General features: G+C 35.0%; 17 protein-coding genes. All 17 read right to left on the reverse strand.

Annotated elements, in window-relative coordinates; translation table 11 throughout:
- Positions 1–42: 42 nt before the first annotated feature.
- Complete coding sequence (gene sigE / locus IMX26_RS05205) at positions 43–777, reverse strand: RNA polymerase sporulation sigma factor SigE (RefSeq protein WP_195160622.1); 735 nt, start codon at positions 775–777, stop codon at positions 43–45.
- Between the two features lie 4 nt (positions 778–781).
- Positions 782–1,690: a sigma-E processing peptidase SpoIIGA gene (locus IMX26_RS05210; RefSeq protein WP_195160623.1), complete on the reverse strand. Its 909-nt coding sequence runs from the start codon at positions 1,688–1,690 to the stop codon at positions 782–784.
- 118 nt (positions 1,691–1,808) lie between these two features.
- Positions 1,809–2,753, reverse strand: coding sequence for an alpha/beta fold hydrolase (locus IMX26_RS05215; protein WP_195160624.1), 945 nt, complete (start codon positions 2,751–2,753; stop codon positions 1,809–1,811).
- Positions 2,754–2,879: 126 nt separating this feature from the next.
- The gene (gene ftsZ / locus IMX26_RS05220; RefSeq protein ID WP_207729341.1) at positions 2,880–4,076 is read right to left on the reverse strand and encodes a cell division protein FtsZ; all 1,197 of its coding nucleotides are present in this window, start codon (positions 4,074–4,076) and stop codon (positions 2,880–2,882) included.
- A gap of 28 nt (positions 4,077–4,104) precedes the next feature.
- Positions 4,105–5,328: a cell division protein FtsA gene (gene ftsA / locus IMX26_RS05225; RefSeq protein ID WP_195160626.1), complete on the reverse strand. Its 1,224-nt coding sequence runs from the start codon at positions 5,326–5,328 to the stop codon at positions 4,105–4,107.
- 105 nt (positions 5,329–5,433) lie between these two features.
- The gene (locus tag IMX26_RS05230; protein WP_195160627.1) at positions 5,434–6,156 is read right to left on the reverse strand and encodes an FtsQ-type POTRA domain-containing protein; all 723 of its coding nucleotides are present in this window, start codon (positions 6,154–6,156) and stop codon (positions 5,434–5,436) included.
- Positions 6,157–6,168: 12 nt separating this feature from the next.
- A complete protein-coding gene (gene murA, locus IMX26_RS05235) occupies positions 6,169–7,419 on the reverse strand; it encodes a UDP-N-acetylglucosamine 1-carboxyvinyltransferase (RefSeq protein ID WP_195160628.1) in 1,251 nt (416 codons plus the stop codon).
- 61 nt (positions 7,420–7,480) lie between these two features.
- The gene (gene ftsW, locus IMX26_RS05240; protein ID WP_195160629.1) at positions 7,481–8,581 is read right to left on the reverse strand and encodes a putative lipid II flippase FtsW; all 1,101 of its coding nucleotides are present in this window, start codon (positions 8,579–8,581) and stop codon (positions 7,481–7,483) included.
- 22 nt (positions 8,582–8,603) lie between these two features.
- A complete protein-coding gene (gene mraY, locus IMX26_RS05245; RefSeq protein WP_195160630.1) occupies positions 8,604–9,581 on the reverse strand; it encodes a phospho-N-acetylmuramoyl-pentapeptide-transferase in 978 nt (325 codons plus the stop codon).
- 2 nt (positions 9,582–9,583) lie between these two features.
- Positions 9,584–10,954, reverse strand: coding sequence for a UDP-N-acetylmuramoyl-tripeptide--D-alanyl-D-alanine ligase (gene murF, locus IMX26_RS05250; protein ID WP_195160631.1), 1,371 nt, complete (start codon positions 10,952–10,954; stop codon positions 9,584–9,586).
- Entirely contained in the window at positions 10,927–12,411 is a 1,485-nt protein-coding gene (locus IMX26_RS05255; protein WP_195160632.1) for a UDP-N-acetylmuramoyl-L-alanyl-D-glutamate--2,6-diaminopimelate ligase, read from the reverse strand. Before IMX26_RS05255 ends, murF begins: the two co-directional genes overlap by 28 nt.
- Positions 12,412–12,428: 17 nt before the next feature.
- Positions 12,429–14,519, reverse strand: a complete 2,091-nt coding sequence (locus tag IMX26_RS05260) for a penicillin-binding transpeptidase domain-containing protein (RefSeq protein ID WP_195160633.1) — start codon at positions 14,517–14,519, stop codon at positions 12,429–12,431.
- Positions 14,520–14,534: 15 nt separating this feature from the next.
- Entirely contained in the window at positions 14,535–14,879 is a 345-nt protein-coding gene (locus IMX26_RS05265) for a hypothetical protein (protein WP_207729323.1), read from the reverse strand.
- A 30-nt stretch (positions 14,880–14,909) separates the two neighbouring features.
- Positions 14,910–15,830, reverse strand: a complete 921-nt coding sequence (gene rsmH / locus IMX26_RS05270) for a 16S rRNA (cytosine(1402)-N(4))-methyltransferase RsmH (protein WP_195160635.1) — start codon at positions 15,828–15,830, stop codon at positions 14,910–14,912.
- 11 nt (positions 15,831–15,841) lie between these two features.
- A complete protein-coding gene (gene mraZ / locus IMX26_RS05275) occupies positions 15,842–16,273 on the reverse strand; it encodes a division/cell wall cluster transcriptional repressor MraZ (protein WP_195161351.1) in 432 nt (143 codons plus the stop codon).
- Between the two features lie 209 nt (positions 16,274–16,482).
- The gene (locus IMX26_RS05280) at positions 16,483–17,001 is read right to left on the reverse strand and encodes a FumA C-terminus/TtdB family hydratase beta subunit (RefSeq protein ID WP_195160636.1); all 519 of its coding nucleotides are present in this window, start codon (positions 16,999–17,001) and stop codon (positions 16,483–16,485) included.
- 9 nt (positions 17,002–17,010) lie between these two features.
- The gene (locus IMX26_RS05285) at positions 17,011–17,850 is read right to left on the reverse strand and encodes a fumarate hydratase (RefSeq protein ID WP_195160637.1); all 840 of its coding nucleotides are present in this window, start codon (positions 17,848–17,850) and stop codon (positions 17,011–17,013) included.
- Position 17,851 lies beyond the last annotated feature (1 nt).

The following is a 17,851-nucleotide window of genomic DNA, read 5'->3' on the forward strand; positions in this document are numbered from 1 at the left end:
ATAAAAAAGCAACCTTATGGCTACCTTAATACTTAGTTATTACTAACTTATCTTTTCCATTTCTTGTTTTAAGCGTTTTATAATACGCTTTTCTAATCGTGATACATAAGACTGAGATATGCCAAGCTGGTCTGCTACTTCTTTTTGGGTGGCACAATTAATACGATTTATACCATATCGCAATTCAATTATTACCCTCTCTCGTTGTTTAAGTGAGGTTAATGCTTGTTCTAAAAGCCTTAAATCAACTTCATTCTCAAGATTTTTATAAACTAAATCTCCCTCAGTGCCAACTAGTACATCGGAAAGCAGTAATTCATTACCATCCCAATCAACATTAAGGGGCTCATCTAGTGATATTTCAAAACGACGTTTATTATTACGTCGTAATAACATTAGTATTTCATTTTCTATACAACGTGAAGCATAGGTAGCTAATTTAATCCGTTTTTTTACATCAAATGTATTAACAGCTTTTATTAGTCCTATAGAACCAATGGAAACCAAATCATCAATAGGGATACCTGTATTATCAAATTTACGAGCTATATATACTACCAGCCTTAGGTTTCGCTCAATTAAAGTTCTTTTTACAGATTTATCTCCCTGCTCTAACCGATCTAGTAGTTCTTTTTCTTCTTCTAAAGTAAGTGGAGGAGGAAGTGTTTCTGCGCCACTAATATAGCCAATAAACCTAGGAAAATATTTAGCTAAATAAGTTGTAAGCTGGTATTTAATGTTTTTAATTTGTTTTTGTAACCATTTTAATAGATTCATTTAGTTATCCCTCTCTTGATTCAGTAATAATTGATTTATAAATAACAGGATGCATTAAGCCCTGAATATCTGGATTATTAAAGAATTTATTAGGTGCTAGTGCGATTAACGCCTTACTTCCTAGGTAGGTATTTTTTTTATATTTATAGCTTATTTGCTCTGGCTTAAATGCTGGCAATATACTTACATCACTACCTACTACTTGAAATGGTATGATTTTACCACATTTTTTCCATATCTTCTCTTCTTCAAAACTTAAGCTTTCTCCATTTTGAATTTTATTAGCAATATCATAAATTATGTTACCACCTTGTGCTAACACAGAATTTCTATTTACCACAATTACAGGTGTTTTACTAAACATACCGCTCAGTTGATTTCCTGTATCCAAAACTGTATTTAGTACTATATTTTGGCAGTTTAATCTAATCTCAACTGCTATTAAAGTATTGCTGTACCATTCTTTAAATGTTATATAGTTCTTATAAACCCACTTTAATAATAATAAAAAAGGCCATAAAAAAAATAGAGTCCATTGAGATCTATTGGTAACAACAAAATAATCATTAACAATAAAGCGTTGAGTAACATTAGGGCTAATAAAGCTTATTAAACCCGCAACAACTGCTGTGACTATAAAAAATCCAATTACAGATTGAAAATAAAGTGGTAGGTTTTTTGTTGGAACTGCTATTTTAAGCATAATTAGAACTACTATAATTTTTGATAGTATATTGCTAGCTAAATTAACATTTGTAATCACAACAATAATGGCATATACTGCACCTATGAAACTAGCTAATAATATTCTCCAAAAAACTCGCTTAACCCCTGTTATATGTAATGCAAAATAAATGGCAACAATATTAAAGACAATATTTTGTATTAAAAAAATATCAACATAAAGCCACAACGAGTCTCCCACCTTTTTATTTAAGTATATAATGTTTGTTATGCAATATTTGTCTTAACATGGCTATGATATGAGTTTTTTTATTGTAAATTATATAAGGTGCTAACAGAATAGCAAATTAGCATTTTAGATTATTTAATAATTTAATTAAGATATTAGCAAATTTACGAGGTTCATCATAATCTGGAAAATGAGCTGATTCATTGAAGTATATGAGTTGCTTTTGTGGTGCCTTAAGTTGTTGATAAAATTCTTTAGTTATACATCCAGGAGTAGCATAATCGTATTTCCCAACACAAAATATTACAGGAACATCTAGGCTCTTTATTTCTTTTGTAAAATTAATATTTTGGGTTATTAAATCCTTAAAAATTTGTTTTCCGACTAACTCAGCTGATTTTATAATGTTTTGAAACAACTCCGGTGGTGTATTTTGAGATATGGTTTCAAGTATACAATGTTTACGCTCAATGAAACCAAATTTATGAAGCCATTTTCGTTGTACACTTATATCATTAATCATATTTTTATATGGTGGTTCACCTATTGATGTTAACTCCGCTATGGCCTCTTTATTGTTTTGTTTTAAGGCCTCACTAAGCGATTTTTGATATGTTACTGCTTCGTTTTTCATTATATTAACAACTTGACTAGTACTAATATAAGCATATATTTTTTGAGGATAAAGCTTAGCTAATTTAAGCCCTAATACACTACCAAATGATTGAGCAACTAAAAATATTTTTTGCTTATTAAACTTGCTTAAAACGTAATTAATAACTTCATTTGCATCTTGTAATAATTGCTGAATGGTAAAGTTTTCTTCTTTAATGTTTTTACTATATGAGTTTCCACAGCCTCTTTGATCCCAGTTAACTACTATAAAGTGCTTTTGCAATTGCTTTTGAAAAATATCTGCTACAGGGCTTGCTGGAATTGCTGGTCCACCATGTAGGTAAAAAAGTATCTCGTTATCATAACAACCTTTAGCCTGTATATACTGATTAACTCCACCAATTTTAATATAGTTTTCAAAACCAATAATCTTTTTATCTTGATTCACTGTAATCCCCCATTTTTTTAAGTGTTTTAACTATAAATAAATTATATCATTAAAACAAATAATATTGGTAAAAATTGCTATAAATTAATAGAACTAAAAAACCCTACTCAATTGAGTAGGGTTATGTTAATTTTGGTTATCCATGTTATCGTTTCGTTTAGAATTGTTTTCATATGGGTTTCTACGCATATTGCTCAATTCTCTACGGTTATACGTAGGTATGTTTATATCCCCACTATGATTACTTTTTTTGGTGTATGATGCTGCAACCTCACGATCTTTTTCCTCTGCTTGAGGATATGGTTTTACAGACCAAGGGCTTTTATTACTTCTACTACTGCTACTACTATTATTGCTAGATCCTTTTTTAGCAGAACTTGAAAAATCAAATCCAGTTGCAATAGCAGTTATGCGAACCTCATCACCAAGATTATCGTCAATTGTTGCCCCAAAAATTACATTTGCATTTGGGTCAACTGAAGTATAAATAATTTCCATGGCGTCATTTATTTCAAACAATGTAAGATCTGCACTACCAGTAATACTAACAAGCACATCTGTAGCTCCATCTATGGAGATTTCTAAAATTGGACTAGAAATAGCTCTCTTGGCAGCGTCACTAGCTCTGCCATCTCCACTACACTGACCAATACCCATCATAGCAGTGCCTTTACCTTGCATAATTGTCTTTACATCTGCAAAGTCAAGGTTTATTAATCCTGGCACAGCAATTAAATCAGAAATACCTTGCACACCTTTATGTAATACATCATCGGCATTTTTAAATGCCTCTAAAAATGATGCACCAGGTCCAACAAAGTCGAGTAGTCTATTATTAGGAATAGTGATGATAGTGTCTACAGCATCCTTTAACTTTTCAATACCACTCTCTGCTAGTTTCATTCTCTGTCTGCCTTCAAAAGTAAAAGGTTTGGTTACTACTGCTACAGTTAAAGCTCCAATTTCTTTTGCTGCTGCTGCAATTACTGGGGCTGCACCTGTACCAGTGCCTCCACCCATTCCTGCTGTTATAAACACCATATCGGCGCCTGCAAGCTCTTTTTTTATAGAATCAATGCTTTCCTTTGCAGCTTCCTCACCAACCTCTGGTCTGGCGCCTGCACCTAAACCTCTTGTAAGCTTTTCACCTATCTGCAGCTTAAGAGGAGCTTTGTTTGCCAACAGTGCCTGTGAATCAGTGTTTACTGCAATAAATTCTACATTCCTAACACCAGATTCTATCATACGATTAACGGCATTACCGCCACCGCCACCAACACCAATTACTTTTATACAAGCTACTCCACTTGTACTGAAATCCATTTCTAACAATATTACGCCTCCTCAACTGCTATTCCGCTTCAAAAAATTCTTTAAGCCAGCTTATAAAGCCTGTTCTTTTACGTGAGCTCGACCTATCTCTATCATCGTACTCAATATAGCCATAGCTGTATTGATGAACGTAGTTAATAATACCTTTTGCAATAATATAAGTTAAGTCATCTCTACCACTGTTTGCTGCCCGAACCTTAGTGTATAAACACTCAGCTGCAAAATCTGTAAACCCTGGCATTTTTGTTACTCCACCTAAAACTTTAATACCTGCTGGAGGTGGCTCTTTGAATCCCATTCTTATTATCTCATCGATTACCATGTCAAATATTTCTGCTAATCGATAACTAATTACATCTCTAACTAACTTAGAACTTAGTGTTTCTTGTCCGTCAAAACCTAGCGAACCTGTTTCAAGTTCTAAATCAATATCTTGATCTTCCTCACTCATTAAGTCGCCAAATCTTATTTTTAAGGCCTCGGCTTGGCGCTGAGGGATTTTAAGTACATTAGCTAAATCCTGAGTAATTAAGTTTCCACCAATCGGAATACTCACAGTATCGAGTAAAACTCCTTTATTGAAATAGCTTAACTCAGTAGTTCCACCACCAATATCTAAAAGGATAACTCCAACCTCTTTTTCATCTTCTCTTAACACTTGATAAGAGCATGCAAGCGGATTTAAGACAAATTGAAATAGTTCATAGCCAGCCTCTTCAATACAGCGTGTAATATTTTGCTCAACACTGCGGTTTAATGAAATAAGCAAGGCATCTACTTCAAGTCTAACACCAGCCATACCAACTGGTCGCTGTACACCTGTTTTGTTATCGATTTTAAATTGACAAGGAATAATATCAATTATTTTATTCTCGGGTGGTATAGCCACTACCTTTGCGGCATGTAAAACTCGTTCAACATCTTCTTCTTGAACAATTCTTTCGTTACCACTTACGGCAACAGCTCCGCTATTATAAATAAGGGTTACGTGCTGAACTGGCAAACCAGCATAAAAACCTTCAACTTCTACGCCTGCCATTCTTTCAGCATACTCAGTAGCTTCTCTAATAGAGTGAGCAACATCATCTATATCAATAATATCGCTTTTATCAATTCCTGAGCTAGCTACTTGGGAATACCCAATTATATTTACCCTCTCATTTTCTGAGTCAAACTCTCCAATTACAACCTTGACCTCAGATGTTCCTATATCTAGGCCGGCAATAATTTCTCTTCTGCTCATCCAAGTCCCTCCTGATAGCAATACCTCTTCTGGTAATACTGTCTATAAATTTCAACTAAAATATTATATTTTCCTTCTTGAAAATAATCTAAATCAATATTTTAGTTACAATTTTCTGAAAACTGCATAAATTCCACTCAAATCTAAATAACCTTTGTCCTCTTTTGAAATATTCTTTAAGATTTCTGGTAACATTTTAAGTCTAACATAATCAAAGTCTTTTATGTCACCTAAGCTAATTTTAAGTCCATCGTCTGTAAATAGCTCTACTAAATCACGGTACCAATAAATCTCTGATAAAATACTCAATACATTGTTTGGTAAGTTAGTATATATCTTGTCAACAAGTTCCCACTGCTCTTTACTCATTACTTGTTGATTAACTTCAATTTCGTCTACAACATACCCATTCAAGATTGGTAGGTTTACTGTTGAATAATCGTTCTTTATTTCAATAACATAACCATCTTTACTAATCATTAAAAACTGGTTTTTATAGGGTATTGCAAGACTTGGTACTCTCTCTGTTACTGATATATTAACTTCATTTGGCCATGCTTTTTCTACTTTAACATCTTTTATCCACGAATTTGCTAATAAGTTTTTTACAGCTTTAGATGTTGATAAAGTAACTAGAGGTTTCCCTAACTCAATTTGAGAAATTTGTAAAATTTCGTTTTTTGTCAAATATGCTTGTCCACTTATGTTTACGTGTTTCACCTTAAAAAAAAGCGGTGTAAAAATTATTTGAAATACAAATACAACTAGTAATACTGATATTACCATCCATAGTTTAATTTTTGATTTTTCCCTATAAGAGACTTTCATCTTTAGTTCCCCTTATTTTCTTTCGATATGCGCACCTAAAGAACTAAGTTGTTTTTCAATCGAACTGTACCCTCTGTCAATATGATGTATATCATCCACTATTGTTGTGCCATCTGCGACCAGCCCTGCTAATATTAGGGCTGCCCCTGCTCTTAAGTCTGTTGCTTTTACTAGAGTACTACTTAAAAGGGTTTTACCACTTATAACGGCAGTTCTTCTATTTACTTTAATGTTTGCGCCCATTTTGTTTAACTCATTAACATGGTTATATCTTCCATCGAAGATTCCTTCTATCACAATACCAGTACCATACGCCTGAGTCATTGCTACCATCATTGGTGATTGCAAGTCAGTTGGAAACCCTGGGTACGGTGAAGTACGTATCTGGCTTGCCTGTTTTAATCGCTTAGGAGCTTTAACGGAAATGAAATCATTTCCATATTTTATGTTCAGCCCCATCTGTTTACCTTTAAACAACAACGGTATTAAATGTGATGGGTTTGTGTCAATCAAGTCAATCTCACCTGCTGTAATAGCAGCTGCCAACATAAAAGTTCCTGTAGCTATACGGTCAGATACAACATTATGTTCAACCTGATGTAGGGATTTAACACCCTCTATTATTAGTGTATCAGTACCAGCACCTTTTACCTGTGCGCCAGCAGCGTTTAGGAATTTTTGCAGATCAACTATCTCGGGCTCTTTAGCGGCATTATGTATTACTGTCTCTCCCTGAGCCTTTACAGCTGCCAGCATTATATTCTCCGTTGCTCCTACGCTCGGAAAATCAAGAAATATTTCTGTTCCAACTAGCCTAGCTGCACGGGCTTCTATATACCCGTGTTTTTCTTCAATTTCAGCACCTAAAGCCCTTAGCCCCATTAAATGCAAATCAATAGGACGAGATCCTATGTTGCAGCCTCCTGGATACGATACTTTTGCAGCACCACAACAGCCAAGCAATGCACCCATTAAGAAAATTGATGATCTCATTTCACTCATCAAGTTATCTGGTACAGCATGGCTATGCAAACTACTAGTATCTAATATATAACTTTTATTATCCGCAATTATTTCTACTCCAAGAGATCGAAGTATATTACACATAGTATGTACATCGGATAACTCAGGTACCTTGTGTAATATTACAGGTCCATTAACTAACAAACTAGCCCCTAAAATAGGCAGTATTGCATTTTTTGCGCCGTCTATATGCAGTGCCCCCCTTATCGGGTAACCCCCGGCAACAAAGAAACGCTCCATGGCTACACCCCCGCTTATCATGTGCTCTATATTTTATGCACTAGTAATTAGAGGTGTGAATCTACACACGAATATATCTTGAAATGTTGAGTAAAATTCCTAACGATGCCATGGTAATAAACAATGAGGCTCCACCACTACTTATTAAAGGCAAGGTCATTCCAGTAACAGGTATTAAGGCAGTTACTACCATAATATTAAGTGTTGCTTGAATTACAATCATTAGAGTAATGCCAGATGCTAATAACATGCCAAAGGTATCTGGAGCTCGCATTGCTATTCTAAACCCTCTTATTGCTAAAATAATAAATGCAATAACAACCAGCGACGTTGCTAAAAAACCCAGCTCTTCGCCAATAATACTAAAAATAAAATCGGTGTGTCTCTCTGGTAAAAATAGTAGTTTTTGACGACTATTTCCTAATCCTAACCCAATTAAACCACCTGGCCCCAAGGCATATAAGGCCTGTATTATTTGATAACCCGCTCCAGATGGGTCCTCCCAAGGGTTTAAAAACGTAATGAATCGTCTCATTCTATAAGGAGCTGCAATAATTGCTACACCAATTCCCATAACCCCAGCTATAAATAACCCAAATAAATGAGACCACTTTAATCCAGCAATAAACAACATACCAACACCTGTAAAACCAATTACAGCCGCTGTTCCTAAATCTGGCTCAATTAAAATTAACCCGCAGATTAAGCCAATAATAACTAAAGCTGGCAATACACCCTTTTTAAAATCTACTATTTTTTTACCCTTACGTTCAAGTAGCCAAGCTAAAAGTATTACTAAACAAATCTTGGCTAATTCACTGGGCTGCATGCGAGTAACTCCAAGGTTAATCCAACGTCTAGATCCCTTTACATCAATTCCTATACCTGGTATTAGTACCAGAATTAAAGTAGCAAAACAAACTGTTGCAATAAGCGGAACTAACTCTTTATATTTCCAGTACTTAATACGCATAGTAATATTCATTGCCACAAAGCCTAAAATAGCCCAAACCAATTGCCTTTTAAAGAAATGAAATTGATCTCCATAGGTTATGTCTGCAAAAAATGAGCTCGAGCTATACACCATTATTACGCCAAAAATAACTAACACCATGGTTATTATAATTATTGTTTTATCTGGAGTCTGTTTTGATTGTTTCATTTTCAGTCTCCTTTACGTTAGCTTAAATCGTATTAATATATCCTAATAGTCCCAATAATCCAAATAAAGCACTAGCCAGCCAAAAAGACCAAACCACTTTCAGCTCTTCCCACTTTAATAAGCTAAAGTGATGATGGATAGGTGCCATTTTAAATATTCGTTTACCTTTTGTAATCTTAAAATAAGATATTTGCATTACAACAGACAACATTTCAATTACATAAACTGCACCTACTACAACTAGTAATAATTCTGTTTTTGTTAATATTGCTAATGCAGTTAATGCACCACCTAAAGCCAGTGAACCTGTATCACCCATAAATACTCTTGCGGGGTGGTAATTATAACGTAAGTAGCCTAATAAACTACCAATAATAATAGCCGCTATAATTGCCAAACCAGTATTTCCAGCAATGATACTAATAAACACATAACTCCAACATGAGGCTATCATACAACCAGATAATAATCCATCCATGCCATCTGTAAAGTTAACAGCATTAGAAAATCCTACTACAAATAATAGTAAAAATGGTATATAAGCATAACCAATTGATAGTTTCCAATGGGTAAATGGTATAGCTAAACTAGTATCAATTTGTTGGCCATAAAATATTAGTAAATATACTAAAAAGATAGCACATTGACCAACTAGCTTTTGCTTTATATTAAGGCCGTCTGAATGTTTCTTGACCACCTTTAAATAATCATCCATAAAACCTATAAAACCATAGCCTAAAAAGAACACTAAAAAGGCTAAAACTGACCTCCAGTCAATTAAACCTTTATACCATAAAATTAAACTCATTACAGTCACGGGTATCACAAAGATTATGCCTCCCATTAAAGGAGTGCCCACCTTTACTTGGTGTTCTTTTGATAACTCTTCTTGGATTGTTGCTCCAGCTTTTAATCGCTTTAATGCCTTAATAATAAATGGACCAGTTATTAAAGCTATTAATAATGCTGCTCCTCCATATAACAAAAACTCTCTTATCATTATTATAGTCCTTTACAAAAATCACTTACTATGTGTTCCATTTGCAGTCCACGAGATCCTTTTATTAAGACCACATCGCCTGCTTGTGTTATGTTTTTTAATTGTTTTACAGCTTGTTGGTTGTTATCAGTATAATATATTTTAATATCAGTATATTTTTGTGCCCCTTGTCCAATATATGCACCTAAAGCACCATTGCATATTAAAATATCAACTTTATACTGAAAAAGCTGTTCTCCTACAAATAAATGGGATTGAATAGCTTGATCTCCCAGCTCTCTCATATCACCTAAAACAGCTATTCTTTTACCTGTTGTTGGGTGTAGTTTTAATAACTCTAAACCAGCTCTTATAGATTGTGGGTTTGAGTTATAACTATCATCAATAACTGTTACTCCTGCACATACTTTAGTTAGCTGTCTTCCACTAATAGTTTTATAACTGCTCACACCAGCTATTATTTCATCCCAACTCATTCCTAAATGTAAAGCAATGGCAATTGCTGCTAGTGAGTTATATACATGGTGTTTACCAGGGATAGGAAGTTTTATAGTTACTTCACTACTACCAGAATGTATATTATAGCTGTACCTACCTAAACTGTCTATTTGTAAATTTACGGCTCTTATATCGCATTTTTCTGATAAACCATAAAACACCATTTTACCAGTGTGATTTTCACTCAACCATCTACACCATTTATCATCACCATTAAGAACTGCTAAGCCATTTTTGTTGATTCCTTCAAGAATTTCTCCTTTAGCTAAGGCTAGGTTCTCTTGGCTTCCCAATAGCTCTAAATGAACTGTTCCAATGTTAGTGATTACAGCAATATCTGGCTTAGCAATGTTTACCAATTCAGTAATTTGCCCTCTGCCTCTCATTCCCATTTCTAAAACAGCAATTTCATCTTGCTCTTGTAGGGAGTAAAGAGCCATAGGTAATCCTTGTTCGCTATTTAAATTACCTTTAGTTTTAAAGGTATTGAATCTCTGAGATAAAATCGCGTAAATCATCTCTTTGGTACTTGTTTTTCCTGTACTACCCGTAACGGCAACTACCTGTGGCTTAACCTCGTTTAAGGCTGCTGTACCAAGCTGTTGCAATGCTAATAATGGATTATCTACTATTATTGTAGTTCCTAAATTGCTGATTTCCATTTTTGGTTTAGAAAAAGCTACAGAGGCTCCATTTTCAAAAGCGTTATTAAGAAACCTATGTCCATCAAAGTTTTCTCCACAAAGAGGAACAAATAAATCACCTGTTTGTGATTTTCGAGAATCGAGAATAACTCTCTCTACTATGGCATCTTCATTGCCTTGTACTTCTCCATTAACAATATGTGCTATTCTTTTAGCGCTCCACTTTCGCACTTTTCATTCACCTCTCTAAGCTTTTGTTCTGCCACAAGCTTATCATCAAAAGGTAAAACTTTATCGCCAATAATTTGATAAGTTTCATGTCCTTTGCCTGCTATTAAAATTATATCACCTTTTTGGGCTTTATTAATTGCATATTCAATGGCTTTATCTCTGTTAACTTCTACCATAAATTCTGTATTATGCTTCCTTATACCTAAACAAATATCTTCTATTATTTGCTTAGGGTCTTCAGTTCTAGGGTTATCTGATGTAACAATTATGTTATCTGCATATTCTGCAGCCATCTCACCCATAATTGGTCGTTTTGTTTTGTCTCTATCTCCTCCACAACCAAAAACTATTATCAATTTATTTTTACACATAGACCTAGAAGTTTTCAGCACATTAGCTAAACCATCAGGCGAATGTGCAAAGTCAATAATTACTGTTATACCTTTACTCTCTATAGACTCAAATCGTCCAGGTATAGCAGAAAAGGTTTCAATTGCCTGTATTATTTGTTGTGGATCCATAGCAAAATGATTAGCTATGGCAAATGATAATAGGATGTTGTAGATATTAAATTTACCCACTAATTTTGTTTTAACTGGGTACTCTTTACCCTTACAATGCAAAATAAATTCAGTTCCTTTACCACCTAGTTTCACGTCAGTAATAAATATCCCTTTACTTATAAATCTATTACAACTATAGTAAACAGCAGGTGATTTAGCCCTAGATGCCATATATTCGCCCTCTTTATCGTCTGCATTTACAATAACAGCCTCTAAAGCCTTTTCAAACAACCGTGCTTTCACATCACGATACGCTTGCATTGTTTCATGGTAATCTAAATGGTCTTGAGTTAAGTTAGTAAAACCAGCTATGTTAAACTCAACATTATCTACTCGGTGTAAATCTAGTGCATGTGAAGATACTTCCATTACCACAAACTCACAATTATTATTAACCATGTCATAAAAATAACGCTGTAACTCAAGGGGTTGTGGAGTAGTTAATTTTGCTTGTTTTACTGTTTCACCGTCATCTACCTCTACTGTACCTACTAAGCCACATTTTTTTCCTAAATAATTAAATATATGTCTTACTATAAAGGTAGTAGAAGATTTACCATTTGTACCAGTCACTCCAATTACCTTTAACTTTTTGCTTGGATAATCATAATAAGCTGCTGCTAAATTGGAGATAGCTGTTTTGGTACATGGCACTACTATTTGAGCTACGTTTGTATTTATGAACTTTTCAGTTACTATAACAACCGCTCCATTATTTATTGCATTTGTGGCAAAATTATGCCCATCAACTTTTTGACCTTTTATACAAACAAAAATATCGCCTTTTTCTATCTTGCGTGAGTCTACTTCAATTTTATTTATTAAGATACTTGGCTTGATATTATGCAATTCGTACTTATTTAAAGCCCCTAATAATATCTCTAGACTCTTCATAATATTTATCCCTTTCTTTACTTTTTAAACTTAACCGTAACTATACTCAACTTCCTAACTACTTCGCCTGGTTTTGGGTCTTGGGAGACCGCTACTCCTGAGCCATCTATCTCTATTCTTAAGCCTGCTTCTCCAAGTTTCATACTAGCTTGTTTAAGGCTTAATCCCTTTACATCGGGTACAGTAACATCAAAACTCTCCGAATTACCAGACTGGCTAGTTGTTTTTATAACAACCTTTTGACCAATCTCTAGCTTAACCCCTGGGGCTGGTGTTTGAGACACTACAACGCCATTGGCAATGCCATCTCGCTCAGTAATGAAACCCTTTGCCCATAGCTGTGCAGCTGCTTTTTCGGCTGTTAGCCCTAATAAATCGGGCACAGCTACATAGTTATCAAAGCTTGGTTTTTCGGTTGTTAACTGGGTTGGCACATCCATATACCTTAAAATATCCCTCATCATTTCACCAAATAAAGGAGCAGCAATTCTACCGCCTTGGTGACTTGAACCCTTAGGGTTTCTTATGGCAACAAAAAGTGCTATTTGAGGATCATCTGCAGGAGCCATGCCAATGAAAGATGCAACAAAATTATCGCTATAATATCCTCCACCAGGCTTAGCTACCTGAGCTGTACCTGTTTTACCACCAATTCTATAACCCTCTATAAAAGCAAGTTTTCCAGTACCTTTTACTACCACTGATTCAAGTAATCTACAGACTTCCTCTGCTGTATTTGTACTAACTACCTGTGTTTTATTTTCATCTTTAAACTCATATATTACATTATTGTCTTTATCTATAACTTTATTTACAACATGAGGAGTGGTCATTAAGCCTTTATTGGCAATTGCTGATATAGCCCTAATCTGCTGTAAAGGAGTAACAGCTGGCCCCTGACCAAAGGCTGTTGTTGCCAGTTCAACTGGTCCCATTTTTTCAAGCTCAAACATAATACCAGAACCCTCACCCGGTAGATCTACTTTCGTTTTTTGGGTAAAACCAAAATCAGTTATATACTTGTGTAACCGCTCTGCCCCTAGCCTTTGCCCCAACAGCACAAAGCCTGGATTGCAAGAGTTTTGAATAATCTCTTCATAATTTTGAGATCCATGACCTCCACTTTTCCAGCAGTGTAGTGTAACACCTGACACCTTTATATATCCGGGGTCATAAAAGCGATCATTTTTACTTACAATGCCCTCTTCTAAAGCTGCAGCCATAGTTATAATTTTAAACGTAGAACCCGGCTCAAAAACATCTGAAACAACAGGGTTACGCCATAGTTTTTCATCATATTCACCATAACTATTAGGGTCAAAATCTGGTTTTCCTGCCATTGCTAAAATACCACCTGTTTTTACATCCATAGCTATAGCCATAACTCCATCGGCATTATGCGTAGCATAGGTCTTTTCTAACGCCAGCTCCATTATGCTTTGTATTGCTATATCAATAGTAAGCTCTATGGTGTTTCCATCTTCCGGACGAATATATTCAACACCATTGGTCTTTTGACCTTCATCATCCGTACCAAATCGCATGGCACCCTTATTACCTTGTAGTAATTCGTCGTACTTTAGTTCTAAACCTGACCAACCTTTATCTATACCAGAAAAGCCTAGCACATGTGAGGCCAAGCTTACGTTAGGGTAAAAGCGTTTACTCTCTTTAACTATGATTATACCCTGTAGGTTCTGCTCTCTTACTTTAGCAGAGACCTCAGGGTCCACTAATCTTTTTAAATATATTTGAGACTTATTAACAGATAACTTTGAATAAAGTGTCTCTTCATCTATGCTTAAAATAGGGGCTAATACCTTAGCTGCTGCTTGTGCATTAACTATTTGTTTAGGAATAGCGGCAATAGTATCTGCGTTTTTATTCATTGCCAGTGTTCGCTGTTTTGCATCTATAATGTTGCCTCTACGAGGGCTTACAGGAACACTTAAGACCCATTGACTTGATGCCCTCTCCTCTAACCAACTACTTTTATATATTTGCCAATAGGCAAGTCTACTTATCATAACTATTGTTAAAAGTAAAAATACTACCATTAAAAATAAAATTCTTTTTCGATGTTTACTACTGGTCATACCGCTAGACATAACAATCCTCCATCTTTATTGATAATGAACCGCTATAAATTGATCCTCCTCGGGAACTATTAAGCCATATGACTTTGCCATAGGTATAATACGATCTGGACTCTTTAACTCGGAAACCTTAAGTTGTATAGAACTATTATCTTCTTTAACAAGGCTTAGCTGTTTCTCAAGTCGGAATATACGGTTTTGAGTTAAGTATATTTGGGTTGTTTGTATTAAAAAAATAAATAATATAATAGCTATAATACCCGAAATAAATAGTGTTTTACTTTTGACTGATACCTTACTCTGTTCTTTAACTGCTAATCCTGGTGCACTAGTTGCGTATCTTTTCATTGCTGGATTCTTAACTACTACCAATTTATTCACCTCTCCTTAATCGTAGAACTCTTATAATTTTCTTGCATATCTTAATCGAGCACTTCTTGCTCTTAAATTTGCATTTACTTCGTTATTTTTGGGAATTAGTGGTTTTTTAACCTCAATAGTTGCTGTATTACCACAAGTACATATAGGTAATCCAGGAGGACAAGTGCATTTACCACTAAAGTTCTTAAATATATTTTTAACAATTCTATCTTCCAAAGAATGAAATGTTATCACACAAATTACGCCATTCTTCTTTAATAAGTTAATAGCCTGAGGTAAAACCTGTTCAAGCACTTCTAACTCATGATTTACTAATATTCTTAAAGCCTGAAAACTACGTCTTGCGGGATGCCCAGCTTGTCTTTCTTTAGGTGAAAAAGCTCTTTTAATTAATTCAGCTAATTGATAGGTTGTTTCGATAGGCTGTTGTTCGCGTGTTATACATATTAGTTTGGCTATTTTGGCTGCTTTTTTTTCTTCGCCATACTTATATAAACAGTCTCTAATATCTTTTTCGGGGTATGAATTTACAACATCATAAGCTGTGAGTTTTTGACGTTGATCCATGCGCATATCTAACACACCACTGTGCAGGTAGCTAAAACCTCTTTCAGCTTGGTCTAATTGGGGTGAAGAAACCCCTAAATCAAATAATATTCCATCAATTTTTGATACACCTATTAATAAAAGTTCTTGCTCTAAATTAGCAAAATTACTGTGAACTACCGTAACTCTAGGGTCTTCATGCCATAATTCTTCTGCTATATCTATGGCCGCTTGATCCTGATCGAAACAAATTAATCTACCATCTGTAGATAATTTCTCTAATATTAGCTTACTATGTCCGCCTCGACCTAGTGTTGCATCAACATAAATGCCATCTGCCTTTATATTAAGTTTTTCAATTGACTCATACAGCAATACACTGATATGTTCTGACATAAACTCACCACCTAAAATACTATGTCACCCAGTTTTTCTGCACTGTTCACAAAATCAGCTTCTGCTTGTTCGCTATAACCCTGCCAGATTTCAGATGACCAAATTTCAACTCTATTTGATACTCCAATAAAACTAACGTTTTTCTCAAGTATGGCGTATGATCGTAGTTTACTTGTTATTAACACCCTACCCTGTTTATCACACTCGCACTCACTAGCACTCGAGAATAACATACGAGTAAAAGCTCTACTATCTTTTTTGGTAGACGAAAGTTGTTGTAAGTTAAGACAGATACGTTGCCACTCATCTTGTGACACCATCATCAAACATTTATCTAGCCACAAAGCGATAACGAATCTCTCTCCTAATTGTTCGCGAAAACGTGCAGGAATAATGACACGACCTTTACTGTCTATAGTATGCTGATATTCACCCATAAACATGCCGAACCAACCTCCTCCTCCACAATTACACCACTTTCCACCACTTTCCACCACTTTACCACTATAATTTCAAATAATCAATGCTTTTATTGCTTAAAATTAATGTAAATACAAAAAAAATGCGCCATTTATAATGACACATTTTTACAAAGAAACACGTGTTCGTATTAACATAATTAGATTAATCTCGACACAATAAAAGATTTTTTTTATACAAACAGACTATCGCCATTACTATCTATAGCTACAATAACTGGAAAATCTTTAACAGTAAGCTGTTTCACAGATTCTGTGCCTAAATCATGGTAAGCTAAAACCTCAATATCTTCTATTTTTCGAGCCAAAAGGGCACCAGCTCCTCCACATGCAATAAAGTACACACAACCGTATTGTTTGACAGCATTCTTTATATCTTTTGATCTAGGACCTTTACCTATCATAGCAATAAGACCTTGTTGTAATAAAGGTATTGTAAATTTATCCATACGGGCTGATGTAGTTGGTCCCGCGGCTCCAATTATGTGATCATTGGGTGCTGGACAGGGTCCCACATAATAGATAGTTTGGTTTTTTAAATCTATGGGAAGCTGCTCTTTGTTATTAATAGAGCCAACCAATCTTTTATGTGCCGCATCTCTACCCGTTAAAACAGTTCCTGTTAAGTAAACCAACTGACCTACTTTCAGCTCTTTAACCTTTTCTATTGTAAGTGGTAATTTTATTTTCATTTTATCTCCTTAGATAACTGCTTTTGCATGGCGAGCAGCATGACACTGAATATTTATAGCCACTGGCAAACCAGCAATATGGGTAGGAAATGTTGCTACATGCACAGCAAGGGCAGTTGTGTTTCCTCCTACACCTTGAACACCAATATTTAACTTATTTACTTCTGTTAAAATTTGCTGCTCTAAAGCAGCAATTTTAGGATCTTTAGCAGGGTCTCCTAATGGCCTTAGTAAACATCGCTTGGCAATTAGCGCTGCTTTTTCTACTGTGCCACCTATACCAACTCCTATAACAATTGGTGGACATGGTTTTCCTCCTGCAATTTTAACCGCATCTACAACACTCTCTATTATTCCCTCTTCACCTGCTGTTGGATTAAGCATATATAATCTACTCATATTTTCACTACCAAAACCTTTTGGCGCCACATAAACCTGAACTTTGTCTCCAGGTACAATATTGTAATGGATGATAGCAGGGGTATTATTATTGGTATTAATTCTTGTTATAGGTGACGCAACTGAGTTTCTAAATTTACCTTGTTCATAGGCCTCAGCTACTTTTGTATTAATGATATCATTAATATCACCATTAATTAAGTTTACCTCTTGGCCAATATCTATAAAAATTACAGCCATACCAGTGTCTTGACAAAGTGGCCATGATTTTTGTTTAGCTATTTCAGCGTTTTCAATTATTTGACTAAGCATAAATTTTGCAATATCATTATTTTCTGTAACACTAGCTTGATTAAGCTTAGCTAATACCTGCTGAGGCAGAACAGTATTTGCCTCTATCAGTAATGATTTTATGTTTTCTCCTACCAAATTAACATCAATTTGTCTCATA

The organism is Clostridium sp. 'deep sea' (genome assembly GCF_014931565.1).
Lineage (GTDB): Bacteria > Bacillota > UBA994 > PWPR01 > PWPR01.